This window comes from Brenneria roseae subsp. americana (genome assembly GCF_003115815.1).
Classification (GTDB): domain Bacteria; phylum Pseudomonadota; class Gammaproteobacteria; order Enterobacterales; family Enterobacteriaceae; genus Brenneria; species Brenneria roseae.
Genome location: NZ_QDKJ01000016.1, coordinates 34,899 through 59,271, shown reverse-complemented (window position 1 = coordinate 59,271; position 24,373 = coordinate 34,899). Strand labels below are relative to the sequence as shown.

Here is a 24,373-nt window from a genome sequence, read left to right as displayed (position 1 = left end):
ACCAATAAAGGACAGTGGGAGTATATCATTCCGCCTTCTGCTGTCCCTGGTAGGTTCACGACTGTCGAAAAGAACGGCGTCAGCGTTGTTCGCCTCTCATTTTTACCTCGAAAATAGTTTTTTAATGGTTTTCATACTTGATTAAAATTAAGGCGATGATAATGTGAAACCGTTTTATATCCTTCGTCTTTCAGATTGCAACAATGTTACGTTTCCCTGTTTCGCCAGGGGGTTCAGGCATGAGACAGGTTTGGTTACCTTCTGACAGCAATTGAAATACATTGGTTATAAATCCGCCTAAAGGCAAAGGAATACGGAACGATAACTAACCGTATGTAGCACAGCTTTTTATTTCATCAGGATCCATAATGCAAAAAATCGCGCTGTCTTTTGCGATGTTGTTTTTTTTGCCCGCTATTGTTGTTACCAGCACAGCCAGTGAACCTGCGCCGATAACAAAAGAATTAAAACAGCAATTATTAGGCTCTCCGATCTATATTCAGATATTCAAAGAAGAGAGAGTATTAGAACTCTATGCTCAGTTAAGCGGCGAATATCGCTTATTAGAGAGTTATCCCATTTGTAAATATTCAGGCGGATTAGGGCCTAAGCGTATCGAAGGTGATTTGAAAAGCCCTGAAGGGTTCTATCAGGTTGATCTGCGCCAGCTCAAACCAGACAGCCGATATTACCGGGCAATTAATATCGGTTTCCCCAACGAATATGACAAATCGCAGGGATATTCCGGCCGGTATCTGATGATTCACGGCGAATGCGTGTCCGTTGGCTGCTACGCCATGACCAATAATTATATTGATGAAATTTATCGTTACGCTGAACAGGCACTGCTTAACGGACAGACGAAAATCGATCTGGCGATTTATCCGTTCCGCATGACGGAACAAAACATGCAGCGCCATCGCAATTCAAGCTATTACAGCTTCTGGCGCCAGTTGCAGCCGGGTTATGCGTATTTCAATCAGCACAACCAGCCGCCGGCCGTCGCGGTATTTAACGGTCAATATGTCGTTAACCCACCGCTGACGACCAGCCAGCCAGTATTAAATTACGCGTTCACCAAAGTGGAATAAGACAAATTCTCCTGGCATGATTTGATGCCAGGTTTCATTTCCAGTCAGTGGCTGCGTTGCCAGCACGGTTACGACATCATTCGGCGTCGTCTGCTGCTGAAAATCGATTTCCACATCCTGATCCAACAGCGTCGCTTTGCCAAACGGCGCCCGGCGGGTAATCCAGTACAGCTTGGTCGAACAGTATCCCATGACAAAGTGGCCGTCCGACAACAGCATGTTAAACACGCCCTTCCTGCGCAATACGTCGGCCTGTTCTGCAATATAGCGGAACACCGCCGGCCAATTACCCGGCGTGCGGGGATAGCGCTGTGACAATTGATGCAGCAGCCAGCAGAAAGCAAATTCGCTGTCGGTTTGACCGACAGGCCGAAACATCCCCGTTTTCAACGAGCGATAACCTTTCAACTGCCCGTTGTGGGCAAATGTCCAGTTTCTGCCCCATAGCTCGCGGGTAAAGGGGTGGGTGTTTTCCAGCGATACCGCGCCCCGATTGGCCTGCCGGATATGCGACACCACCGCGCAAGACTTGATGGGATAGTCCTGCACCAACCGGGCAATCGGCGAATTATAGCTTGGCTGCGGATCTTTGAAGGTACGACAACCGTTCCCTTCATAAAACGTAATACCCCAGCCGTCCCGATGCGGCCCGGTCAGACCGCCACGCTGAATCAGCCCGGTAAAACTGAAACAGATATCCGTCGGTACATTCGCACTCATCCCAAGCAGTTCACACATCTCGCCTCTCCTAACCTCCCCCGCGTGTTCGCTTTTCCTATTTGCCAGCCATCTCTTTTTCAATCAATTGAATCAGAATATGAATCGCCTTGATATGGATTTCCTGAATACGATCCGCATAACCGAAGTGGGGAACTCGAATTTCCACATCCGCCGTCCCCGCCATTTTACCGCCGTCTTTGCCCGTCAGCGTGATCACCTTCATGCGTTTTGCCTTCGCAGCCGCAATCGCTTTGATGATATTGCCTGAATTGCCTGATGTGGAGATGCCCAACAGCACATCGCCTTCACGACCCAGCGATTCAATATAACGGGAAAACACGAAGTCATAGCCGAAATCGTTGCTGACACAAGAAAGATGGCTGGGATCAGAAATGGCGATAGCCGGATAACCCGGACGGTTTTCACGGTAACGCCCCGTCAATTCTTCGGCGAAATGCATCGCATCACAGTGCGACCCGCCATTACCGCAGGAAATCACCTTCCCACCCGCTTTAAACGCATCCGCCAGTAACACCGCCGCGTTTTGAATCGATTGAATATTTGCGTCATCGCTTAAAAAGTTATTTAGCGTTTCTGCCGCTTCTTTCAGCTCGTTACGGATTAAGTCCTGATACATGGGATCCTCTCATTATGTCGTATGACATCATTCTATATTGCCATGCAGTGTAGCGGATCGCGGAAACAGCGAGAAGCGCGCAATGACACGATCGGCAGGATCGCTGACGCCAATCAGAAAACCGTGAACGGCTACCGGGTTTGTGAGTTAAGTTGTAATTGTGATGTAAATGAATTGATAAAAACAAGCAAATGCACTACAACAAATAAAGACCAACAGGTCAGACCTCTTATGACTCAACGGCCGTTTCACTCGTCATTTCCGCTGCACAATGTGGAGCCAAACGCGAATGAAAGGGTTCTTTAAGTCGACGACAACTCTGGAGACGTACTATGGTTGCTGTCAGTATTCTTCTCTTACTGATTATTATCGGTGCCATGTTCTATCACCGTATCAGCCTGCTTTTTAGCAGTGCGATTCTTGTTGCCTACTTTGCCGCCATGTCCGCCATACTGCTGTGGCCCGTCTGGCTGCTGGTCCCGCTGGTCATTGCGCTGATACCGTTTAACGTATTGCCGATTCGCCGTCGGCTTTTTTCCGCATCCGCTCTGCGCATGTTCCAGAAGGTCATGCCGCCGATGTCCAATACGGAAAAAGAAGCCATTGATGCAGGCACTACCTGGTGGGAAGGCGATCTTTTCCGTGGCTCACCGGACTGGAAAAAACTGCACAACTACCCGCAGCCACGTCTGACCGCCGAAGAACAGGCATTTCTTGACGGCCCGGTGGAAGAAGCCTGTCGCATGGCAAACGATTTTGAGATCACCCATGAACGCGCCGATCTGCCGCCGGAATTGTGGGCATTTCTCAAACAGCATCGCTTCTTCGCCATGATTATCAAAAAGCGGTACGGCGGTCTGGAGTTTTCTGCTTATGCGCAGGCGCAGGTTCTGCAAAAACTGGCTGGCGTCTCCAGTATTCTGGCGATTACCGTCGGCGTACCGAACTCGCTGGGCCCCGGTGAACTGCTGCAACATTACGGTACGGAAGAGCAGAAGGATCACTATTTGCCTCGTCTGGCCCAGGGTCAGGAGATCCCGTGCTTTGCCCTGACCAGCCCCGAAGCGGGCTCTGATGCCGGCTCCATTCCGGATACCGGCGTCGTCTGTTACGGCAACTGGCACGGCGAACAGGTCCTTGGCATGCGTCTGACCTGGAATAAACGTTACATCACGCTGGCGCCGGTCGCGACGGTGCTCGGTCTGGCCTTTAAACTGTATGACCCGGACCAGTTGCTGGGTAAAACCGAAGATGTGGGCATTACCTGTGCGCTGATCCCCACCAACACCGACGGCGTGCAGATTGGCCGCCGTCATTTCCCGCTGAATATTCCGTTCCAGAATGGACCGACGCAAGGTGAAAATATTTTTGTTCCGCTGGATTACATCATCGGCGGACCGAAAATGGCCGGACAAGGCTGGCGGATGCTGATGGAATGCCTGTCCGTCGGACGCGGCATTACATTGCCCTCCAACTCAACCGGCGGCCTGAAATCGATCGCGCTGGGTATCGGCGCGTATGCCTATATTCGTCGTCAGTTCAAGGTGTCCATCGGTAAAATGGAAGGGATTGAAGAGCCGCTGGCGCGTATCGCCGGTAACACGTATGTCATGGATGCCGCCTCTACGCTGATCACCAGCGGTATTATGCAGGGGGAGAAACCTGCCGTCCTGTCCGCCATTGTCAAATATCACTGTACCCACCGCGGTCAACGGGCCGTGCTGGATGCGATGGACATTGCCGGCGGGAAAGGGATTTGCCTCGGCCCCGCCAACTTCCTCGCCCGCAGCTATCAGGGTTCCCCCATCGCCATTACCGTGGAAGGCGCGAACATTCTGACCCGCAGTATGATTATCTTCGGTCAGGGTGCAATCCGCTGCCATCCATATGTACTGGAAGAGATGGCGGCGGCGCAGGATAAGGATGTTCCACGCTTTGACCGCGCGCTATTTGGCCATATCGGGCATATTGGCAGCAGCAAAATCCGCAGCTTCTGGCTGGGCCTGATCAACGGCCGACTGAGTCATGCGCCGGTCAATGACGAAACGCGCCGTTATTATCAGCGTCTGAATCGACTCAGTGCGAATCTGGCGCTGCTGGCAGATGTTTCCATGGCCGTGCTGGGTGGAAGCCTGAAACGTCGGGAACGCATTTCGGCACGTCTGGGTGATATCCTTAGCCAGCTGTATCTGGCTTCCGCGACGCTGAAACGCTACGACGAGGAAGGCCGGCACAAAGCGGATCTGCCGCTGGTTCATTGGGGCGTGCAAGATAGCCTCCATCAGGCTGAGCAGGCGATAGCAGACCTGTTACGCAATTTCCCGAACCGCATAATCGCGGGTCTGCTGACGTTTATCATCTTCCCCCTGGGCCGCCGTAGCGATGCGCCATCTGACCGTCTGGATCATGAGGTGGCGAAACTGCTGCAAACGCCATCGGCCACGCGCAACCGTCTGGGACGCGGACAGTATCGGGTCGCCAGTGAACATAATCCGGTCGGTCTGTTGGAAGAAGCGCTGGGAGATATTATTGCAGCGGAACCCATCTACCAACGCTTATCAAAAGCCAGCGGTAAGCACCTGCCGTTTATGAGATTGGATCAATTGGCGGAACAGGCATTGGCGGAAGGCAAGATAACCGCAGAGGAAGCCACCGTGTTAACCCGGGCGGAAGCCAGCCGTTTACGTTCGATCAACGTGGATGATTTCGCCGCGGACGCACTGGCGGCAAACAGGCAGCAGGCGACCGCTGAACCACAAAGAAAGACGGAGGCGGCGTGACGATGCCGGCTTAAGCCCCTCTCCTTTAAAGGCCGCAATAGCGGCCTTTCGGACTGCTGACAACGTTCAACTATTATCATAGCCACTATTTTTCTTTCCACGGCGTAAAAAATTATGCTGAGGCGGACATGACCGCCGAGTGAGCGACAGGACGTCGCGAAAGCCAGTGCCGCGTTGGGAACGCGTCACTGGCGGCTCGAAAGGCGGGCATGAACGCCGAAGGCACCGCGTCAGCGGCATAATTTCCGCCAAAAGCCCGGGTTCTCAGGACGCTGGAGATTGAGCGCCCTGAGTCGGGCGTGGCATCAGTGCCACAGAGAAATACCGCGATTTATCACGCACGAAACCGTCGCGCTTCCTTGCATAGTCATGTGATGCAGAGATGTGTCAGCCATCTCAACAGGCCGCGATTGCGGCCTTTTTTACCCTATCCATTTATACCGCGGGTCAACCGGGTTAAAATGACCATTTCCTCCAGCAAAAGACACCACGCCATGGCATATATCCCGAAAAACTACGCGAAACTCGAAAGCGGCTATCGCGAAAAAGCACTCAAGCTCTTTCCGTGGGTCTGCGGTCGCTGTTCGCGCGAATTCGTTTATTCCAATCTGCGCGAATTAACCGTGCATCATATCGATCACGACCACAGTAATAACCCGGAAGATGGCAGCAACTGGGAAATGCTGTGCCTGTATTGCCACGATCACGAGCACTCAAAATATACGGATGCGGATATTTACGGCTCAACCGTGATCGCGGGTGAGGATGCCCAGAAAGACGTTGGCCTCGCCACCCATAACCCTTTCGCCGATCTGAAAGCGATGCTGGAAAAAGGCAAGAAATAGCGGGTTCCATCATCCGCTATCCCTCAATCTTATGCACCGCTTTGCCGTACCCGCGCCAGCAGCGCTTCAACGCTGGCGATATGCGGCGCAGCCAGAATCAGCGTCCGGCCCAGCGATAACGCCTGACGCTGGCATCCCGCCCTCGCCTCATCATTTTGGATGCTGTCGAGATCGGCGACGTGCGCCAGACCAATCGTGCGGCGAATCAGTTCGGTTCCGCAATAGCCGACGGCATCCTGCCATACCTGTTGTAAAAACAGCTCGGCATAACCCGGTTCCGCCAGCGAAGGCTCACGACTACTGTGCTGGCTCAGCGACAGAAAACGCGTCGTGAAGGTATGCCACAGCGTGCGGATATCCTCAAGCCGTTGCTCGCGACTGGCTGCCGCCTCACGCGGCGCCAGCAGGCCCGGCAAACCGCAATAGTTCAGCAACAGATTCCCGATAGCGGTTCCCACATCAAAGCCTATCGGTCCATAGAAGCCAAACTCGGCATCAATTGCTTTCAGTCGGCCTTCCGCTACAAAAATTGAACCGCTATGAATATCGCCGTGCAACAACGCTTCCGCCTTGCTTAAAAAGCGGTGTTTTAGTCCGGCAACGGCCAGTTTCAGCGCCCGGTCGTCACGCAATGCCTGCACATCCGCCGACAACACGGCGTCAAACCGATTTCTTTCATGGTCAATATAGGGATCGGTGAAGAACAAATCTTCGGTGATCTGACACAGCTCAGGGTTGGTAAACCGGCTCACCGCCGCTTTCTTGTCGTGAGGAGACTGATAAAAATCGGAATGATGGAACAGCGCCTGCGCCAGATATTCACCCAGTTGGGCCGCGGCCTGCGGGTAGTTGGCCCCCTGAATCAACTCACTGCGCCAAATGCGGTGATCGGAAAGATCTTCCTGCACCATCACGGCCAATGCCGCATCATGGTGCAGCACCGTTACCGTATGTTGCGGACAGAATTGGGCATGGGACAGCAACGTTTCCGCTTCAATGCGGGCGCGATCGAGCGTCAGCGGCCACGACTCGCCAACGCAGCGGACATAGGGGAGCGCCTGTTTGACAATCACCCTGCTGACGCCCTGAGTATCCCGGATTTTAAACACCAGATTCAGATTACCGTCGCCAATTTCCTCAGCAGCGATCAGCGAGTGCGGATCGCTCACCCGGCCATACTGGCGGGCGTATTCTACGGCATCATCCGCCGTAAAGGTGCGGTAAAGTGACATTCCAACCCCTCATTATTCTGCGCTCACACGATGGTGAGAAAATCATTTTTGGACATAAAAGCGTTTGGACGTCTATACATCCATTACACATATTGGCAGAATAAGAAAATCGGTGCAATAACGCAACATGGATTTAACCACTCATGCAGACACTTAACACAACCAGCCTGAAGATTATCGATAATCAGCTGTGGATCCTCGATCAACAGGCGCTGCCACAAGAGAAACGCTGGTGTCCCTGCCCTGACGTTACGTCGCTGGTGGAACATATCCAGACATTACGCGTGCGCGGTGCGCCGTTGATTGGCTTATCCGCCAGTCTGCTGCTTGCCCTGTTGGCTGAAGAAGGGTTCTCCCAGCCACAGCTGGCGCAGTCGCTGGAAACGCTGCGGGCAGCACGCCCTACGGCGGTGAATCTTATGAACAATCTGGACCGGATGAAGCAAGCGCTGGCACAGCCGCAATTCGTCAACGCTATGGCGCAGGAAGCGCTGAGACTGGTCGAAGAAGATCGCGCATTGTGCGAGCAAATTGCCGCCCACGGCGCCACGCTGGTGGCCCCGAATAGCAGACTCCTGACCCACTGTAATACTGGTGGACTGGCGACCGCCGGGATCGGTACCGCTATCGGCGTGCTGTTGCGGGCGCATCAGCAGGGAAACGTGACTCAGGTTTGGGTCGATGAAACCCGTCCGCTGCTACAGGGAGGACGATTAACCGCCTGGGAACTGGGCGAATTGGGCATTCCCTACCGGTTGATTTGCGATTCGATGGCCGCCAGCCTGATGGCGCAAGGCAAGGTGGATGCCGTATGGGTAGGGGCAGACCGCATTGCCGCCAACGGAGATGTCGCCAACAAGATAGGCACTTACAGTCTGGCGGTATTAGCGCATTATCATCAGATTCCGTTCTACGTCGCCGCACCGCACACCACACACGACCCGGCATGTCCGGCCGGTCATGCTATCCCGATTGAGCAGCGCGCCGCAGCGGAAGTGACCGGCGTGTCAGGCAGTTTCGGCAATTGCCAGTGGGCGCCGCAGAACGCGCCCGTCGACAACCCGGCATTTGATGTCACGCCGGCAGCACTCATCAGCGGCTGGATATTGGATACCGGCGTGGTGACGCCGCAGGCGGTGAAAGAGGGAATATTTCAGACATCGCTGAAATGACAACATCAAGGGAGCCTGACGCTCCCTTACCTTAAGATCTAAGCCGTGGGTCAGCGCGCTAATTTCGGATACGCATCCGCGATCTTATCGCCGGTAAAATGCGCGACCCAACCTTCCGGATTATCGAACAGCCGAATAGCCGTGAAGTGGGGTTCCGGGCCCATGTCGAACCAATGCGCCGTGCCGGCAGGCACAGACAGCAGATCGTTTTTCTCACACAGGATCTGGAAAATCTTGCCTTGCAGATGCAGGCAAAACAGCCCCGCCCCCTCAACGAAGAACCGAACTTCATCTTCGTGATGAATATGCTCGGATAAAAATTTGGTGCGCAGTTCCGCACGCTGCGGGTTGTCCGCACGCATACTGATCACGTCCCAACTCCGATAGCCTTTCTCGTCCACCAGCTTATCGATCTCATGCCGATAGGCAGCCAACACCTCTTCGGAAGAGGGGGCATCGCTCAGCGTTTGACTTGCCTGCCAGCGCTCAAAACGCACGCCGATCCCGGCTAACTGCTGGCGAATGGCTTCTCCGTCCTGGCTTTGCCAAATCGGTTGGCTTGCATCGCTGTCGCTAAAGATAGTCAGTGCACTCATTGGGAATACTCCTGTAAATCGATTTGGTCAAAACGTGCCACCTGGGGGTGGCGACTCAAGTCATCAGCATCACGACGAATGAGCTGACAGGTATGCCATCCTGCTGCTTGCGCGGCATCCAGTTCCTGATGAACATCCGACAGGAACAGTAACTGCTCAGCCGGTAAACCGATGGACTGGGCAATGGCGCGATAGGATGCGGTTTCGCGTTTGGCGCCAACGCGGGTATCAAAATAATCCTGGAACAACGGACGTAAATCCCCCGCCTCGCTGTAACCAAAAAGCAATTGCTGAGCTTCAACGGAACCCGATGAATAGACATACAGGCGAATGCCCTGCCGCTGCCAATCAGCCAGTTGCCTGGCCACCTCCGGATAGAGATGTCCGCGGAAATCGCCGTTGTGATAACCCGTACGCCAGATAATGCCCTGTAACAGCTTGAGTGCGGTCGATTTGCGGTCTTCATCCATAAACTGATGTAACGCCGCAATTAACGCCTCCTCATCCGCATCGGGCGCGGTCAGTTCCTGACGCAACAGCGTCAGCGCCTGTGCGATTTCCTGATTGTCATCATGTCGATGCACAGTATCCGCCAGACGCTCACGGGCATAAGGAAACAACACGTTGTGGACAAAGCGGATATCGCTGGTGGTGCCTTCAATATCCGTCACGATCGCTTTAATGGCACGGGTCTGGCTCATTTGGCCTCCAGCAGTCGACGTTGCAGTTCACACTGAAACAAAAACTCAAGCCCTTCCAAATGACGACGCGCCTCTTTTACCGTCTCTCCCCAACAATAGAGGCCATGTCCCCGCACCAGAAAACCGTAGCGCAGCGGCTCATGTTTTGCGCGCGTCGCGACGCGGTCGGCCAGCGCCGGAATATCCTGATCGTTATCGAAAATCGGGATCGCCACACGATCCCGATGCGTTGTCTGTCCGGCCAGCGACTTTTGCATTTCATAGCCTTGCAGCGCCAGTTCGGCACCTGTTTCTACCCGTGACAGCACCGTCGCGTTGACCGAATGAGTATGCAGCACCGCCCCAACCCGCGGGTAAGTGCGATATAACAGCGTATGCAGCCCGGTTTCCGCCGACGGCGTCCGACCGCTGGGTACGTGGTTGGTGGCGATATCCACCAGCAGGAAATCATCAGCCAGCAGGCTGCCTTTATCCTTGCCTGATTCGGTAATCAGGCACTGTTGTTCATCAAGGCGCACGGACATATTTCCCCCGGTCGCCGGACACCAGCCTTTCTGCCCTATCCAGTGGCAGGCGGCAAGCAGTGCCGTAAGTTGCTGATTTTCAGTCATCATGCTTCTCGTGTTACTGGTACGTTTACGGGTACTTAGTCCCTTTGGTTATGACTTAGCACTTAAAGGCATTTAGCCGTTTAAACGTCCAAGCGTCTTGATTGCCAAATACTAACATCGTGTTATATTGTCAAGCAATACAGGTTTGCAGGAGTCCGACCCCGTCATGAGCATCCCGCTTATTCCCGAAAGTAAACTGCCGTCACTGGGCACCACCATTTTTACGCAGATGAGCGCACTGGCTCAGCAGCATCAGGCCATTAATCTCTCGCAGGGCTTTCCTGACTTTGATGGTCCCACTTATCTGCAACAGCGTCTGGCCTATCATGTAAGCCAGGGAGCGAACCAATATGCGCCCATGACCGGCGTGGCGCCGTTGCGTACCATCATTGCCGAGAAAACGGACGAGTTGTACGGCTGGAAGCCCGATGCGGATAGCGAAGTGACCGTGACCGCCGGCGCGACGGAAGCGCTGTTCGCGGCCATTGCCGCCCTGGTGCGCCCCGGCGATGAAGTGATCTGTTTCGATCCCAGCTATGACAGTTATGCACCTGCCGTTGCGCTGGCCGGCGGCGAGTTAAAGCGTCTGGCGCTGCAACCGCCGGCTTTTCGCGTCGACTGGACGGCGTTCGCCGGTTTGATCAGCGAACGCACCCGATTAGTGATTCTGAATACGCCGCATAATCCGTCAGCGACCGTCTGGCAAAAAGAAGATTTCCAACAGCTGTGGCAGGCCATCGCTGAACGCGAAATTTATGTGTTGAGCGATGAGGTCTACGAACATATTTGCTTCGCACAGGAAGGCCATGCCAGCGTGCTTGAGCATCCTTCTTTACGCCAACGCGCCATTGCCGTGTCGTCATTTGGTAAAACCTTCCATATGACGGGCTGGAAAATCGGCTATTGTGTCGCGCCTGCGGCGCTCAGCGCGGAAGTTCGCAAGATTCATCAGTACCTGACATTTTCGGTAAACACGCCCGCCCAGTTGGCGATTGCCGACATGTTACGTGAACAGCCACAACACTGGCGTGAGCTACCGGATTTTTATCGCGCCCGTCGCGATCGCTTCATCAACGCCCTTTCCAACAGCCGTTTTAAAACGTTGCCCTGCGCAGGCACCTATTTCCTGCTGGCCGATTACAGCGCCATTTCCGATCTGGATGATGTCAGTTTCTGCCGCTGGTTGACCGAGCACGTGGGCGTGGCCGCCATTCCGCTTTCCGTATTTTGCGCCGATCCGTTTCCTCATAAATTAATTCGGCTATGCTTTGCCAAACAGGAATCTACATTAGATGCCGCCGCGGAGCGTTTATGTCGACTTTGAGCATTTCAGTACTGCAACAGCCCTTGGTATGGCTGGATGGCGCAGCCAACCTGAGCCATTTTGATACCCTGTTGGCCGATATCACCGGTCGCGATCTGATCGTGTTACCCGAAATGTTTACCACCGGTTTTGCCATGGAGGCCGCAAAGAACAGTCTGGATCAGTCGGCTGTTGAGACGTGGTTGTATCAATGGGCGCAGAAAACCAATGCCTTGATCGGCGGCAGCATTGCCGTCCATACGCCAAAAGGCGCAGTGAACCGCTTCCTGTTGGTCGATCCGCACGGTGAGATTTACCAGTACGACAAGCGTCACCTGTTTCGTATGGCGGACGAACATCAATATTATCAGGCCGGCACGGAGCGTCTGATTCTTGAATGGCGCGGCTGGCGCATCTGCCCGTTGATTTGTTACGACCTGCGTTTTCCGGTGTGGTCACGTAACCGTCAGGACTACGATTTGGCACTGTATGTCGCCAACTGGCCAGCGCCACGTTCATCACACTGGCAGACGCTGCTGGCCGCACGCGCCATTGAAAACCAGGCTTACATCGCCGGCTGTAACCGCGTCGGCATCGACGGCAACGGGCACAGCTACCGGGGTGACAGCCTGATCATTAACGCGCAGGGGGAGACTCTGGCCTCAGCGCCGCCGAATCAACCTGCCCGCCTGGATGCGGAACTGTCGCTGGAAGCGCTGCAAAGCTACCGGGAGACCTTCCCGGCATGGCGTGATGCGGACCGTTTTTCGCTATAAAAGACCGCGATTCATAAAGAAGACCGTAATGCTGGCGTATCAAGACAGGTATCATCCTCATCGGCGGAGAGAGACAACCGCTGGATAATGTCCTGCCGCAGCAGATACTTTTTGATTTTTCCGGATGCGGTGCGTGGCAGACTATCGACAATGACCACATGTTCCGGGTATTTATATTTGGCAACCCGCTTGTGGCTGAAAAAAGCGATCACCTCTTCCAACGTCAGCGTCTGGTAAGGCGCTTTCAGCACGATATAGGCGCACGAACGTTCTCCCAAACGCTCATCCGGCATGGCGACGACGCCGGCGTCACGCACGCGCGGGTGTTGCAGCAGGATCTCCTCAACCTCCCGACTACTGATGTTCTCGCCGCCACGGACAATGATGTCTTTTTTCCGGCCAGTAATTTTGATGTAACCCGCCTCATCCATCCGGCAGAGATCGCCGCTGTAATACCAGCCCTCCTCGTCCAGCGCATGAGCCGTCAGTTCGGGCTCATCCAGATAACCCATGAACACGTTAGGCCCGCGAGATGCCTCTTCCCCCTCTTCACCGCGGGGAACCGTCTTGCGCGCTTTATCGACGACCTTGATTTCAACGCCAGGAGCGGCGGTACCATCCGTGTTGATCACGCGGGAAAGAGGATCGTCGAGTTTCACGACGGCATGCGGTGAACTTTCCGTCGCACCGTAGACGCTCAGCAATTTTATTCCGACCTGCAAACAGTCCCGGGTGACTTTTTTGGGGATGGTTGTGCCGCCACACAGGAAGAAGCGCAGTGAAGACAGGTCGTAATCCTGCTGTTGTACGGCACACAGCAAATCATAAACAAAAGGCGTCGCCCCCATGACACAGGTGCATTTTTCCCGCGTCAGCAAAGTGAGGCAGTCCGCCGGATTAAAAATATCCAGCAGCACGCTACGCGCTCCGATGATGAAAGGCGCCGTGACGCCGTGCAGAAAACCAGTGGCATGAGCCAGCGGCGCAGGCATCAATATCGTATCCAGCCAGTTAAGGTTCAGCGTCGCGCAATAAGCGCGTTCGCTGGCCAGGACATTGTTATGAGTGAGCATGACGCCTTTAGGCACCCCTTCCGTGCCAGAAGTAAACAGCACCACGGCCAGTTCATCGCCATGCACCTTGACGGGATTTTCCAGCGGCGGATAGTCTTGCAGCAGCTGGCTGAGCGCCGGCGTTGTGGCGGCTGGCGCCAGTTTATCGACCGCCACCACCTGCCGTAGATACGGAAGCTGGGAACGCAGTGGGGCGATCCTTTCCACGGGATTGGTGTTTTTGAACAGTGTCGGGACGAACAAGACGCAGGCCTGACTCTTGTTAAGCGTCCAGATCAATTCCGTTTCGCGGTAAGCGGGCAGAAGAGGAACCGAAACCGCTCCCGTTTTCAGACAGGCCAGATAGATCAGCGTGAATTCACACCAGCCGGGAAGCTGAAAAGCCACCCGATCACCCGGCTGGATGCCGCATGCTAACAGATAAGCGGCCAGGCTTCCTGCGGCGCGATCCAGTGCGGCATAGGTATATGACGTTCCCTGATTGTCGAGGACGGCCATTTTTTCCGGCGCGACCTTAACCGACTGATGCCAATAGTCAGCAAGTGACGCATCTCCCCAGTAACCTTGTTGCCGATACCATTCCCTGCGTGCATCGTTAAATTTAATTGTAACCGTCATGCGCTTTATCTCTGTTATAAACGGCAACTGTGCGGTGTCGTTTTATCGTTATTAATCGCCGACATGCCGAGCCGCAACGGACATAAAGGGGGAACGCAGCCGGCCAGTACCTATCCCCGACCGCAGGAATTAACCGAAACGAAACTCAACGCCAAAGGTGCCCTGCGGGTATTCCCATTTCTCAAGGATCGTATCGCCGCAAAGCACCCGGCAGGTGCCGCATTCCAGGCATCCCGCGTAGTCAAAGTGAATATTGCCGTCGCTATCCTGCTTGTAGAGGCCGGCAGGACAGGCGTTGACCAGCTTGCGGAATTGCTCCACGTCAGGATGATCAACCAGCACAATGTGCGGATTGCTTTCATCCACCCGGAATTTGTTGACGCCCAGCTTTACATCGACATTTACCGTATTTTCACTGTTCATAGCGCAGTCGCCCCTTTGATGCCGTCCTTCAACAGATTGATCAGCCCGACCTGTTTGGCCCGGTTCAGTATCTTCGAACGCACGGGTTTACTGGGGCTGCCATCAATAATGAACATATCCGTCATGATGTCGGCGACCATCCGGGGGTATTGTGTAAACATCCGTGGGTTTTCCATCATCGCCGGCAGCTTGCGGTAGTGATGCATATCCTGTAGCACAAAGCTGTGCTCCAGTTTTTTCTTGTAACTCATCAGTTCATTGGCGGAGAAATCCTGATGGTTTTTCGCTTCAATGGCGGTCAGCGCGGCCGCCTCCGCCGAGGCGATAGCCAGATCCATACCGCGGACGGTATACCCCAGATTCAGACACAGCCCCGCCGCATCGCCGACAATCATGACGCCATCGTCCACCAGCTGCGGCACCATCTCCAGCCCCCCTTCCGGTACCATATGCGCGGAGTATTCCAACAGGGAGCCGCCCTGAATGAGCGGACGGATGGCAGGATGTTGTTTAAAGTCCTCCAGCATCTGCGGGACGCTTTTGGTGGCATGAGCGATATCGCCCAGCCCGCACACCAATCCCAGCGAGACAGAGTCCCGGTTGGTGTAAAGAAATCCGCCGCCCATCAGACCGTTTGACGGTGAACCGGCAAACAGCCAGGCCGCGCCCTCGCCAGCGGGAAGGCCAAAGCGGTCCTCTATTTGAGATGGTGACAGGGAGATCAATTCCTTGACGCCCACGGCATAGTGATGGGGCGATGATGGCGGCACCATGCCGATGGAACGGCCGAGGAGCGAATTAACGCCGTCCGCCAGAATGACAATGTTCGCTTCCAGCGAGTCTTCTCCTGCCTGAACACCGGTGACCCGATTACCGTCCCTGAGCAGCGCGTCTACCCGGACGCCAGGAATAAATTGCACCCCGGCCTGTTCCGCTTTTTCCATTAGCCAGGGATCGAACAGGTTACGCAGCACGGTGTAAGACGCTTTCAACGGGATATCCGGTTGCTCGCTATGGAAATCCAGTGTGACGGCGCTTTCGTCAGTGAGAAATGAGATTTTTTCCCTGGTAACCTTACGTTCGACAGGCGCTTCCTGCGCAAAGCCCGGTATGATTTTTTCCAGACTGTGTGCGTAAAGGCGTCCGCCGGTCATGTTTTTACTGCCAGCGGTATTACCACGCTCAATGACCAGTACATCCAGCCCGGCTTTCGCCATGACATAACCGGCAATGCAACCCGCCACGCCAGCTCCGACGACGATGGCATCGAATTTTTCTTCCGACATTGTTTCGGCTCCCTGCCCCGCCGCGGTCCCCGTCATCTTTCAAGTTGCCGGTGCGTTGACTTTCTGCACCTCGAAATCGATAGGGCACAATGCGGCGGGACTTTCGCGTTGTTAACGGCTCACTATTAACGGGACAATTGTTCAATCAGGGCGGGGACGACTTTGTAAATGTCCCCAACCAGGCCGTAGTCGGCATATTTGAAAATGGGCGCGTTTTTATCTTTATTGATGGCGACGATAGTTTTCGCGCCATTGCCCCCGACCATGTGCTGAATCTGCCCGGAAATACCCAGCGTCAGATAGAGATCGGACTTCAACAACACGCCGGATACGCCGATATAGCGTTCACGCTCCATCCAGTGCTCGCCTTCGGCAATCGGGCGGGAACAACCGACCTCCGCGCCGATCGCGGTCGCCAGATCCTGTACCATGCGCAGATCATCCTGAGACACCAGGCCACGACCAATACCCACTACGCGTTTGGCTTTACTCAGGTCAACGCTGCTCAACGATTTGGTGCGGCGTTCCTTACACAGAATTTCCTGACGAGGCGCGACATAGCTCGCCTGACAGACAGGGCAGTCGTGAGATTGATCTGCCGCTACGGGCTCAATGGCGCCGGGCGCCAGCGTCACAATGGCGATCGGCGTATTGATTTTCTCGCGGGCATTTGCCAGCCCCCCGTACATCCGGTGCTCGGCATACGTGCCGTCATCACCGACGGTCAGTGAAGTGACATCGTTAACGACCGCCGCATCGAGCAATACACTCAATCTGGCGGCCAGCGCTTTGCCACGCTTGGTGGCAGACATCAAAATCAATGTGGAGGAGGAAGACTTCTCTATGATGGAAGCCAGGGTTTCAGCATAGTTTTCTACGCGCTGTAGGGCGGATTTTTCACCCAGAACATAGAGCATATCCGCGCCCAGCGGCTTAACGGACGGCACGGCGTCGCCATCCTGTACCACGGCGTTGACGTGTTCTCCCCACTGGCGTGCGCCAGCCAATAATTCGGCGTAGCGATCAAGGTTGTCGCTGAATACCCATACATTCGTTAATTTACTCATAGCCATTTTTCTCCGTATCGGGTTAGTTCAGCACTTTTTTCAAGTGTTCAGCCAACTCACCAATCGCTTCCGGCGAGTCGCTTTCAATGATGATGTGTTTACGCTCGGCCTGAGGCGGCACATGAATATGGGTCAGTTCGGTATAGGGCTGGGTCGGCGTCCAATCGATATCGCCGGCCTTCCATTGCGTTACCGGTTTTTTCCCCGCGCCAAGGATGGCCTTCATGGATGGAATTTTAGGCACATTGATATCTGAAGTGACGCAGAGCACTGCCGGCAGCGGTAACGCCAGAACTTCCACATCTTCTTCCAGGGTACGTTCAATCAGGACGCCGTTATCCACAATCTGAATATTGCTGACGGCATTGATGGTGGGAAGTTGCAACATCTCTCCAACCAACAGCCCGACCTGTTGGGCATACAGGTCACCGGAGCCTTCGCCAAACAGTATCAGATCGAATCCGATCTTATTCGCCGCCGCCGCCAGAGCCTGCGCCGTATCTTTAGGCAGCGCCTGTTCCAGATGCGCATCCTGAACCAGATAGAGTTCATGCGGGCCGCGTGACAGTACGTCTTTACGCACTTTGGTGTTTTCTAAAAACTTGCCTCCCACGCTGAGCGCCACGACCTGACCATCGTCGCCAGACAGCTGTACGGCCGCTTCAATAGCATTCAGGTCGAACTGGCTGATCTTGGCATCGGCACGTTCAAAATTAAGCGTCCGCTCGGCGGTCACCACAATGTCTTGCTCTTCGGGTACCAGCTTGAAGCAGGTTATAATTTTCATGGTATCTCCTATCGGCAATAACCAATATTTGGGTTGGCAGTAAAGGTTTCTGAACCTGAATGGCGATGTCCCTCTGGGTGAATAAAACGACTCAGGCAGATACCGATTGCTGGCGGTAAACAAAAGGGAGAGGATTTTTGTTGGCGCATGGTTTTCTCCGGTTAAATATATACCCGACAGGTTTCAAGTCGCGACGATAAAACCTATTTATCTCAGAAGGATAGATATAGTTGATGGTGATATATTGATATTGTTACGGAGAAAAAACGACATGATAATATGTTTTAGTTACCAACTATCTTGCAAAAAAAGCGCTGGAGTACAGCGACGTGTTAATCATTTAATTTTTATTGGTTCTTTCAATGCGGTTCGGAAGGGTGGAATAGCATTAAACATGAAGTTAACAAGCAAGGTAGAATAAGAAAAACAGTGTGTGACATACATCATAAATATGACGTTTTTTTGAAAAAAAACCCATCATAGTTCAATAAAAAAATAAAATTAACATTGCGTTGTAAATTCAGTGTTTAAATTTTGTATAGCATGAGCCAAATCAGTTCCTGACATAGAGAATATAAAGGGGTAAATCTCTGTAACGATTTCGTGTTTTACTGTCCTTTCACGTTGACATACTATCTTGCATAGCATACAAACAATCTTGTTTTGGCACGCTGAATCCGTGTTATATATAGTGTCATCGGTTGCTATATGCATCCCCGAATAATTGGCTTACATCTTACGGTTAAATGTGGAGGTAGTCATGTATCAGCGCCAGTTTGACAATAAAACGGATGCCATCTTTGAAAACGGACTAACGCCCAAACTATCCCGATATGTCATTAGCGATGACCCCAATTGGGAATCCGGTCATCATGTGCATGAAGCCGAAACCGAACTGATCTACGTAAAAACAGGCGTTGTCAAACTCACCATCGACTCATCAAACTATGTCGCTCAGGCGGGAGATATCATTGTCATTGAACGCGGCAGCCTGCACGCCGTGGCTTCTGATACCACATCACCGGCAACAACCTGTACCTGCGCGGTGTATGGTTTTAAGATCAAGGGACTGGAAGAAAATCGGATTATGCAGCCGAACTCATGTCCCGTGGTTTCCGTTGTCAAAAATAAAGAAGTGATAAAGAGCATTTTTCAAGAAATCAACCTGTTATTGCCCCAGCAAAAGAATAATCTTTCGTCATCAGTCTATGATGCTTTTGGCTATGTTCTTACGGTGATATTTTATGAGAATTTCAAAATTGCGTATCGAACTGATGCCGGGCATATAATAAAAGATGTTCTGGTAAAAGACATTCTGGTTTATTTAAACAATAATTACAGAGAAAAAATCACGTTGGATCAGCTTGCGAAAAGATTCCGTGCCAGCGTGAGCTATATCTGTCATGAGTTTACCAAAGAGTACCACATCTCCCCTATCAACTATGTTATTAAGCGCCGGATGACAGAAGCGAAATTTGCATTGACCAACACGGAATTATGCCTGAATGAAATTTCCTTCAGAGTTGGATATGAAAATGTCGATCACTTCACAAAATTGTTTATTCGGCATGTCGGCTGTTCCCCCTCGGAATACCGGAAACAGTTTAAAAACGATCTTAACGGGCTGGAATATATAACAGAATTTGGCGAACGTCCGGAAATGTTAATTTGAATTTTATGACCGGCTTTCACACAATGGCGATTATTGCTGATGGAATAGGGAAATATCCTGTTATCAATCAGTTCACCCCACCTGGCGTGAACTGATTGTCAATGCGGTTACTTGTTCTGATAATCTTTCAGGATCTGACGACCGGCGATATAGATCATAATTTCATCGGTGCCGCCGCCAATGCGTTCACAACGAACGTCGCGCCAGAATCTGGAAACACGCGCATCATCCGTATAGCCCAGCCCCCCCATGATTTGTATGGCGTCATCAATAACTTCAAGCGCAGTACGGGCGCAATACAATTTACAAAGCGCGGCGCTGGTCCTTAACGACTGATGCATATCTGCCTGCCATGCCACTTTCAACACCATATTGCGCATGTTTTCGATTTTTATTGCCATTAACGCCAGCTTTTCCTGAATCATCTGGTTATGGCCGATTGGCTTGCCAAACTGAATGCGCTGATTGGCATATCTGGCGGCATCCTCAAATGCGCATTCGGCAAAACCGGTGCTGCGGGCGGCATTAATAAGGCGTTCCATTTCGAAGTTATACATCACATTCAGGAAGCCCATCCCTTCTTCACCGACTCGGTCGCTTTCATCAACCTCGACGTTGTCCAGATAAACTTCGCAGGTGCTCAGCATGTGCCAGCCGATTTTATGCAGCGGGTTGATTTTAATGCCGGGACTATTCGATTCCACCCACCAGAGCGTAAACGCCTTTTTCGGGTCCTGAGGTTCAGGATCCCGGGCCAGCACCAGCATATAGGGATACTCTTTGGCCCCGGTGATAAAGGTCTTCTGGCCGTTCAAATACACTTTGCCGTTCTTGCGCGTGTAGGTTGTCGTCGCGCTATTGTTGTCCGAACCTGCGCCTGGCTCCGTGAGGGCCAGCGCATAAGCAGGATCGCCGGTGGCCAATGTACTTTCCGCCGTTTTCCGCAACTGCTCCGGCGAACCGAACCTCAGCATACTGTGAATACATTGTCCGTTAGTGATCAGGAATGCGGGCGCACCGCATTTCGATACTTCCATCAAAGCCAGCATTTGCGTCACATAGTCGGCCGGAATCCCGTTATACTCCTCCGGCACGCCCAACAGGGAAATACCATTGTCAGATAACGCCTTCATGAATTCTTTGGGATAGGTTCCTGTCTGGTCGCATGTTCTGAAATACTCTTCAGGGAAATCACTGGTAATGAGTTCCCGAATACTGGCAAGCAGCAATTCTTGCTCTTCGGTTAAACCAAAGTTCATATTCTGTACTCCTATTTATTATTTACCTTCAGGTAAAACAAATCCCATCACGTTGTCATAAAACATTCTTTCATCCATTAACTTCAAGTCACTGGATATAATGGGGCGAAAATCCATTTGGGATAAAATATCTCTCTCCAGTTCGACGCCGGGCGCAATTTCAACCAAATGCAATCCATCTTCTTTTAATGTAAACACCGCACGTTCAGTGATATAACGAACATCCAGTCCACGCTCCAGTGCAATTTTTCCGCTGAATGTGACTTCCGGTATTTCTTTGATAAATTTCTTGACCCGTCCTTCCTGAACAATCTTCAGCTTTCCTTCGCCGACTTCCGTTTTCAAACTGCCTGCCGTTAATGTTCCGCAGAATATGATTTTTTTCGATGTCGCACTGATATCAATAAATCCACCCGTGCCCATAATTTTTCCATTAAATTTATGGACGCCGACATTACCGTGCTGATCTATTTCAGCAAAACTCAAATAGCAGACATCCAACCCGCCGCCGTGATAGAAATCAAACTGAGAGGTCATGTCCAGAATGGCGCGCGTATTAACATTAGCGCCAAAAGCGACGCCCTGGGTCGTAATACCACCGATGGGACCGGTTTCCACCGTCAATACGAAGTCGTCGGCACAGCCTTCTTCTCTGGCAACCAGGCCAATGCCATCCGCAATACCGACGCCGACATTCCCCACTGCGCCTTTGCGCATTTCAAACAGCGCGCGACGAGCCACCAGCTTGCGCTGATTCAGGGGGATGTCCATTTTGGTACTGTCATCAAGTACAAAATCACCGGAAATAAACCGGTTGACCGGCGCTCCGCCATAAAGCTGTGTTTGCGCCGGATCGACGACGACAATATCCACGAGATAGCCGGGGATCCTGACTGATTTGGGATGAAGCGTCGCTTTCTTGACCATCTTCTGGACCTGCATCATCACAATGCCGCCATTGTTATGTACCGCTTGCGCGATAACCAGCGCGTCCAGATACATCACTTCATCTTCAAAGGAGGCATAGCCTTCACTATCGCAGGTCGTGGCGCGTATAAAGGCAATGTTCGGCGCGATCGCCTTATAGAAGAGATATTCCTGATTATCAATTTCCACCAGCTTAATCAGCTCTTCTTTGGTCACTTCATTGAGTTTCCCGCCTTGCTGGCGCGGGTCAACAAACGTACCGATACCGATATTGCTCAAAATGCCAGGCTGGTGGGCCGCTGAGGCGCGAATAGCCTGCGTTAACACACCTTGCGGATAGTTGTAAGCGCTAATCTTGTTTTGTTCGGCCAAATCGGAAATACGCGGAGATTGTCCCCAGTGGCCACAAAGCGCCCATTTAACCAAACCTTCCTGAGCCAGAGGACTGATCCCTCTTTCAGCCCGATCGCCCAATCCCGTCGGGCTGATCAAAGACAGATTACGCGGCGATTGCGTACTTTTATACCGTTCAGACAATGCCGTAATTAACGTTGTTGCCTCAAGAATTCCCCCGCCGGCGCCTAACACACAGAGTGTCGCTTCATCCGGGATATATTTCACGGCGTCCTCAGCAGACAAGACCGGGACTCTACCATTAATTCTTTTCGGTTTTTCCAGTTTCATGGGTACTCCTAATCATGACCGAATTGATTTTTCTCCATTCAACAGGTGAAACACTTGTCGTTATTAACGTGGCTCAGATAATGCAGCCACCGCAAAAATGACATAAAAGCGCCCATTACCTATTTGAACGGTAATCTTGTATACCCGATAAGTTTCCAGAGACAGAATACCGACACAGCTGCCACCTGAATGATAAAACGGGTACGGATGTTTATTCAGAATTCCTGACAGATTCCTGTTTTAATATTTAAATAAACGCCGCTTTATTATTGATGCAATATATTCAGAACAGATCTTAAATCTTGAATACCTATCTGCCCCGGAGCAGACGCTTTTTTCAGTGCGCCAAATGTGGCAGCCGATCCAAACACTTCACCCGATAAGCGCGAAATAATGCCGGGTTTCGACATGGACATCGTAATAATGGGGCGGTCTGCATGTTTTTCATACATTTCCAGCGTAGCCGCCAGCAAAGTCACGACATCGTTTTTGTTTTGCGGCATGAGCGCGATCTTGGGAATATCGGCCCCGAGCTCCTGCATTTTACGCAGGCGTTTGACAATTTCTTCTTTAGGCGGTGTTTTATGGAAATCATGATTGGACATGATGACTTTTACCCCTTTGGCATGGGCATGCTCTATCGTCGCACTCACCCATTGATCGCCGGTAAAAAGTTCCAGGTCAATCATGTCTACCAGACCACTATCAATGATCTTGTGATTCAGAGAAATATAATCATCGGGCGATATATTCTTCTCTCCACCTTCTTTCGCGGTTCGGAAGGTAAAGAGGATCGGTTTATCGTGAATGATGCTTCGGAGCTGGCGCGCCGCGTCGATAACACTCTCAATATTTTCCACATCATCAAAATGATCGATACGCCATTCCAGAATATCAAAGTCAAAATCCTTGTAATATTGCGCTTCCGACTTAATCGCTGGCACATCTTTTCCCATCAATGACACGATAATTTTGGGAGCGCCTTCGCCTATCACCAGATTTTTCACTGTTACGGTTTTCATTCTTTTCCCTTCAATTAATGCCTTACAGCAGGCGCCATACTTTGGCGATTGGAGACGTAAATAATCCGAACAGGAAAATTATGCATTGAACCCCATGGCCTTTTTAATATATTCCAGAGGGAACTCTCTTCCGGTCCAAAGCTTGAACTGCTCGGCCCCCTGCCATAGCAACATTCCATACCCATCGACAGTTTTACAACCGACGTCCGTCGCCATTTGCAATAGCTTGGTGATATGGGGATTGTAGACACACTCGGAGACCAGCAAATCAGGACGCAACATGGATTTGTCACTGACCACACATTCATTTTCCAGTGGTTTCATCCCCACTTTCGTGCCGTTAGTCAGGATATCGGCATTAGCGATCGCATTAGCGAACGCTTTCTGGTTAGCCAGGTCGGTCACCGTAACCGTGCAATCCGTATTGTCATTAACGCGTTTTGCAAAAGCGAGCGCCTCTTCATAGAATTCATCCCTGCGGTTAAACAGCATAATTTCCTTGATGCCTTCAATTGCCGCCTGAGCACCGATAGCCGTAGAGGCGCCACCGGCACCGACAAGCACCATTTTTTTACCTTTAATATCAAAACCTGTTTCTTTGATAGCCCGGATATGTCCGGTGCCGTCAGTGTTATATCCTCTGAGGTAACCATTGTCGTTTACGATGGTATTAATGGCTCCGACCAGTTTGGCCGCAGGCGTTAATTCATCCACATATTTGCAAGCCAGCTGTTTGTTCGGCATGGAAACGCCGGTGCCACGCATTTTTAACGCTTTTAGCCCTTCGATTGCCTTACCGAAGGTCGTATTGTCCACCTCGAACGCCATATAGGTATAAGGCAAGCCGACTTCTTCCAGTGCTTTATTCTGCATTTCGGGTGATAAGCTGTGTCTGATGGGATAAGCCATTAACCCAATCAGCTCATATTTTGCAGTAACATCCATTATGAATTCCTCACTAAATTATTATAATGCCCGGACATACCCTATATATTTCAAGTTGCAGGAAGCCGACCCACCGGCAACCTGAAAGATGGCGGGTATATTTGATTTTCAATAACGCCCGCATCTATCGACAGGGGAAACAGACA

General features: G+C 52.0%; 22 protein-coding genes. 7 read left to right on the top strand and 15 right to left on the bottom strand.

Translation table 11 applies throughout. The features are described from left to right. Positions 1 to 368: 368 nt before the first annotated feature. Positions 369 to 1,091, top strand: a complete 723-nt coding sequence (gene dpaA / locus B4923_RS17910) for a peptidoglycan meso-diaminopimelic acid protein amidase (protein ID WP_109055733.1) — start codon at positions 369 to 371, stop codon at positions 1,089 to 1,091. On the opposite strand, the gene B4923_RS17905 is transcribed toward dpaA, so the two are convergent. Continuing rightward, on the bottom strand, positions 1,062 to 1,829 hold the full coding sequence (locus tag B4923_RS17905) for a class II glutamine amidotransferase (RefSeq protein ID WP_109055732.1): 768 nt from the start codon (positions 1,827 to 1,829) through the stop codon (positions 1,062 to 1,064). The genes dpaA and B4923_RS17905 overlap by 30 nt on opposite strands. Before the next feature lie 37 nt (positions 1,830 to 1,866). Next, positions 1,867 to 2,448 carry a D-sedoheptulose 7-phosphate isomerase gene (gene lpcA, locus B4923_RS17900; RefSeq protein ID WP_109055731.1) on the bottom strand — a complete coding sequence of 194 codons (582 nt, stop codon included), beginning with the start codon at positions 2,446 to 2,448 and terminating at the stop codon, positions 1,867 to 1,869. Between the two features lie 332 nt (positions 2,449 to 2,780). Between lpcA and fadE the strand changes: the two genes are divergently transcribed. Next, complete coding sequence (gene fadE / locus B4923_RS17895) at positions 2,781 to 5,228, top strand: acyl-CoA dehydrogenase FadE (RefSeq protein WP_109055730.1); 2,448 nt, start codon at positions 2,781 to 2,783, stop codon at positions 5,226 to 5,228. A 494-nt stretch (positions 5,229 to 5,722) separates the two neighbouring features. Then, a complete protein-coding gene (yajD, locus tag B4923_RS17890; RefSeq protein WP_210732732.1) occupies positions 5,723 to 6,073 on the top strand; it encodes a YajD family HNH nuclease in 351 nt (116 codons plus the stop codon). A 29-nt stretch (positions 6,074 to 6,102) separates the two neighbouring features. Here yajD and mtnK read toward each other — a convergent pair whose 3' ends face one another. Beyond that, a complete protein-coding gene (gene mtnK, locus B4923_RS17885; RefSeq protein ID WP_109055728.1) occupies positions 6,103 to 7,305 on the bottom strand; it encodes an S-methyl-5-thioribose kinase in 1,203 nt (400 codons plus the stop codon). A 143-nt stretch (positions 7,306 to 7,448) separates the two neighbouring features. On the opposite strand from mtnK, the gene mtnA reads away from it, so the two are divergent. Next, a complete protein-coding gene (gene mtnA / locus B4923_RS17880; RefSeq protein ID WP_109055727.1) occupies positions 7,449 to 8,477 on the top strand; it encodes an S-methyl-5-thioribose-1-phosphate isomerase in 1,029 nt (342 codons plus the stop codon). Positions 8,478 to 8,527: 50 nt separating this feature from the next. On the opposite strand, the gene B4923_RS17875 is transcribed toward mtnA, so the two are convergent. Genes B4923_RS17875 through B4923_RS17865 form a run of 3 tightly spaced genes read right to left on the bottom strand, consistent with a single transcriptional unit; the run spans position 8,528 to position 10,385 of the window. Next, on the bottom strand, positions 8,528 to 9,073 hold the full coding sequence (locus B4923_RS17875; RefSeq protein ID WP_109055726.1) for a 1,2-dihydroxy-3-keto-5-methylthiopentene dioxygenase: 546 nt from the start codon (positions 9,071 to 9,073) through the stop codon (positions 8,528 to 8,530). Next, positions 9,070 to 9,774, bottom strand: a complete 705-nt coding sequence (mtnC, locus tag B4923_RS17870; protein ID WP_109055725.1) for an acireductone synthase — start codon at positions 9,772 to 9,774, stop codon at positions 9,070 to 9,072. The genes B4923_RS17875 and mtnC overlap by 4 nt, the downstream gene beginning before the upstream one ends. After that, positions 9,771 to 10,385: a methylthioribulose 1-phosphate dehydratase gene (locus B4923_RS17865; protein WP_109055724.1), complete on the bottom strand. Its 615-nt coding sequence runs from the start codon at positions 10,383 to 10,385 to the stop codon at positions 9,771 to 9,773. Before B4923_RS17865 ends, mtnC begins: the two co-directional genes overlap by 4 nt. A 166-nt stretch (positions 10,386 to 10,551) precedes the next feature. Between B4923_RS17865 and B4923_RS17860 the strand changes: the two genes are divergently transcribed. Together B4923_RS17860 and B4923_RS17855 are read left to right on the top strand one after the other, a co-directional pair. Beyond that, positions 10,552 to 11,709, top strand: coding sequence for a pyridoxal phosphate-dependent aminotransferase (locus tag B4923_RS17860; RefSeq protein ID WP_109055723.1), 1,158 nt, complete (start codon positions 10,552 to 10,554; stop codon positions 11,707 to 11,709). Further along, the gene (locus B4923_RS17855; RefSeq protein ID WP_109055722.1) at positions 11,697 to 12,464 is read left to right on the top strand and encodes an amidohydrolase; all 768 of its coding nucleotides are present in this window, start codon (positions 11,697 to 11,699) and stop codon (positions 12,462 to 12,464) included. The genes B4923_RS17860 and B4923_RS17855 overlap by 13 nt, the downstream gene beginning before the upstream one ends. A gap of 11 nt (positions 12,465 to 12,475) precedes the next feature. On the opposite strand, the gene fadK is transcribed toward B4923_RS17855, so the two are convergent. From fadK to B4923_RS17830, 5 genes are all read right to left on the bottom strand, one after another. Then, positions 12,476 to 14,155 (bottom strand): medium-chain fatty-acid--CoA ligase, encoded by a 1,680-nt coding sequence (gene fadK, locus B4923_RS17850; RefSeq protein WP_109055721.1) that lies wholly within the window; start codon positions 14,153 to 14,155, stop codon positions 12,476 to 12,478. A gap of 129 nt (positions 14,156 to 14,284) precedes the next feature. Continuing rightward, the gene (locus tag B4923_RS17845) at positions 14,285 to 14,578 is read right to left on the bottom strand and encodes a ferredoxin family protein (RefSeq protein WP_109055720.1); all 294 of its coding nucleotides are present in this window, start codon (positions 14,576 to 14,578) and stop codon (positions 14,285 to 14,287) included. Continuing rightward, positions 14,575 to 15,864, bottom strand: coding sequence for an FAD-dependent oxidoreductase (locus B4923_RS17840; RefSeq protein ID WP_109055789.1), 1,290 nt, complete (start codon positions 15,862 to 15,864; stop codon positions 14,575 to 14,577). The genes B4923_RS17845 and B4923_RS17840 overlap by 4 nt, the downstream gene beginning before the upstream one ends. A 125-nt stretch (positions 15,865 to 15,989) precedes the next feature. Then, complete coding sequence (locus B4923_RS17835; protein WP_109055719.1) at positions 15,990 to 16,931, bottom strand: electron transfer flavoprotein subunit alpha; 942 nt, start codon at positions 16,929 to 16,931, stop codon at positions 15,990 to 15,992. A 22-nt stretch (positions 16,932 to 16,953) separates the two neighbouring features. Next, positions 16,954 to 17,718, bottom strand: coding sequence for an electron transfer flavoprotein (locus B4923_RS17830; protein ID WP_109055718.1), 765 nt, complete (start codon positions 17,716 to 17,718; stop codon positions 16,954 to 16,956). Positions 17,719 to 18,478: 760 nt separating this feature from the next. On the opposite strand from B4923_RS17830, the gene B4923_RS17825 reads away from it, so the two are divergent. Next, a complete protein-coding gene (locus B4923_RS17825) occupies positions 18,479 to 19,390 on the top strand; it encodes an AraC family transcriptional regulator (protein WP_109055717.1) in 912 nt (303 codons plus the stop codon). 107 nt (positions 19,391 to 19,497) lie between these two features. Here B4923_RS17825 and B4923_RS17820 read toward each other — a convergent pair whose 3' ends face one another. The 4 genes from B4923_RS17820 to ydiB form a co-directional block, all read right to left on the bottom strand. After that, positions 19,498 to 20,649 (bottom strand): acyl-CoA dehydrogenase, encoded by a 1,152-nt coding sequence (locus B4923_RS17820; RefSeq protein ID WP_109055716.1) that lies wholly within the window; start codon positions 20,647 to 20,649, stop codon positions 19,498 to 19,500. Positions 20,650 to 20,667: 18 nt separating this feature from the next. Continuing rightward, positions 20,668 to 22,260 (bottom strand): acyl CoA:acetate/3-ketoacid CoA transferase, encoded by a 1,593-nt coding sequence (locus B4923_RS17815; protein WP_109055715.1) that lies wholly within the window; start codon positions 22,258 to 22,260, stop codon positions 20,668 to 20,670. Positions 22,261 to 22,526: 266 nt separating this feature from the next. Beyond that, complete coding sequence (gene aroD / locus B4923_RS17810; RefSeq protein WP_109055714.1) at positions 22,527 to 23,282, bottom strand: type I 3-dehydroquinate dehydratase; 756 nt, start codon at positions 23,280 to 23,282, stop codon at positions 22,527 to 22,529. Between the two features lie 78 nt (positions 23,283 to 23,360). Then, a complete protein-coding gene (gene ydiB / locus B4923_RS17805) occupies positions 23,361 to 24,227 on the bottom strand; it encodes a quinate/shikimate dehydrogenase (protein WP_109055713.1) in 867 nt (288 codons plus the stop codon). Between the last annotated feature and the right edge of the window lie 146 nt (positions 24,228 to 24,373).

Bases quoted from the DNA above. Each gene is read 5' to 3' on its own strand.
- B4923_RS17860 (WP_109055723.1), top strand. From the start codon at position 10,552: ATGAGCATCCCGCTTATTCCCGAAAGTAAACTGCCGTCACTGGGCACC.
- dpaA (WP_109055733.1), top strand. From the start codon at position 369: ATGCAAAAAATCGCGCTGTCTTTTGCGATGTTGTTTTTTTTGCCCGCT.
- yajD (WP_210732732.1), top strand. From the start codon at position 5,723: ATGGCATATATCCCGAAAAACTACGCGAAACTCGAAAGCGGCTATCGC.
- B4923_RS17845 (WP_109055720.1), bottom strand. From the start codon at position 14,578: ATGAACAGTGAAAATACGGTAAATGTCGATGTAAAGCTGGGCGTCAAC.
- B4923_RS17865 (WP_109055724.1), bottom strand. From the start codon at position 10,385: ATGACTGAAAATCAGCAACTTACGGCACTGCTTGCCGCCTGCCACTGG.
- fadK (WP_109055721.1), bottom strand. From the start codon at position 14,155: ATGACGGTTACAATTAAATTTAACGATGCACGCAGGGAATGGTATCGG.
- mtnC (WP_109055725.1), bottom strand. From the start codon at position 9,774: ATGAGCCAGACCCGTGCCATTAAAGCGATCGTGACGGATATTGAAGGC.
- B4923_RS17840 (WP_109055789.1), bottom strand. From the start codon at position 15,864: ATGTCGGAAGAAAAATTCGATGCCATCGTCGTCGGAGCTGGCGTGGCG.
- ydiB (WP_109055713.1), bottom strand. From the start codon at position 24,227: ATGGATGTTACTGCAAAATATGAGCTGATTGGGTTAATGGCTTATCCC.
- fadE (WP_109055730.1), top strand. From the start codon at position 2,781: ATGGTTGCTGTCAGTATTCTTCTCTTACTGATTATTATCGGTGCCATG.
- mtnK (WP_109055728.1), bottom strand. From the start codon at position 7,305: ATGTCACTTTACCGCACCTTTACGGCGGATGATGCCGTAGAATACGCC.
- B4923_RS17875 (WP_109055726.1), bottom strand. From the start codon at position 9,073: ATGAGTGCACTGACTATCTTTAGCGACAGCGATGCAAGCCAACCGATT.
- mtnA (WP_109055727.1), top strand. From the start codon at position 7,449: ATGCAGACACTTAACACAACCAGCCTGAAGATTATCGATAATCAGCTG.
- aroD (WP_109055714.1), bottom strand. From the start codon at position 23,282: ATGAAAACCGTAACAGTGAAAAATCTGGTGATAGGCGAAGGCGCTCCC.
- B4923_RS17820 (WP_109055716.1), bottom strand. From the start codon at position 20,649: ATGAACTTTGGTTTAACCGAAGAGCAAGAATTGCTGCTTGCCAGTATT.
- B4923_RS17855 (WP_109055722.1), top strand. From the start codon at position 11,697: ATGTCGACTTTGAGCATTTCAGTACTGCAACAGCCCTTGGTATGGCTG.
- lpcA (WP_109055731.1), bottom strand. From the start codon at position 2,448: ATGTATCAGGACTTAATCCGTAACGAGCTGAAAGAAGCGGCAGAAACG.
- B4923_RS17905 (WP_109055732.1), bottom strand. From the start codon at position 1,829: ATGTGTGAACTGCTTGGGATGAGTGCGAATGTACCGACGGATATCTGT.
- B4923_RS17825 (WP_109055717.1), top strand. From the start codon at position 18,479: ATGTATCAGCGCCAGTTTGACAATAAAACGGATGCCATCTTTGAAAAC.
- B4923_RS17830 (WP_109055718.1), bottom strand. From the start codon at position 17,718: ATGAAAATTATAACCTGCTTCAAGCTGGTACCCGAAGAGCAAGACATT.
- B4923_RS17815 (WP_109055715.1), bottom strand. From the start codon at position 22,260: ATGAAACTGGAAAAACCGAAAAGAATTAATGGTAGAGTCCCGGTCTTG.
- B4923_RS17835 (WP_109055719.1), bottom strand. From the start codon at position 16,931: ATGAGTAAATTAACGAATGTATGGGTATTCAGCGACAACCTTGATCGC.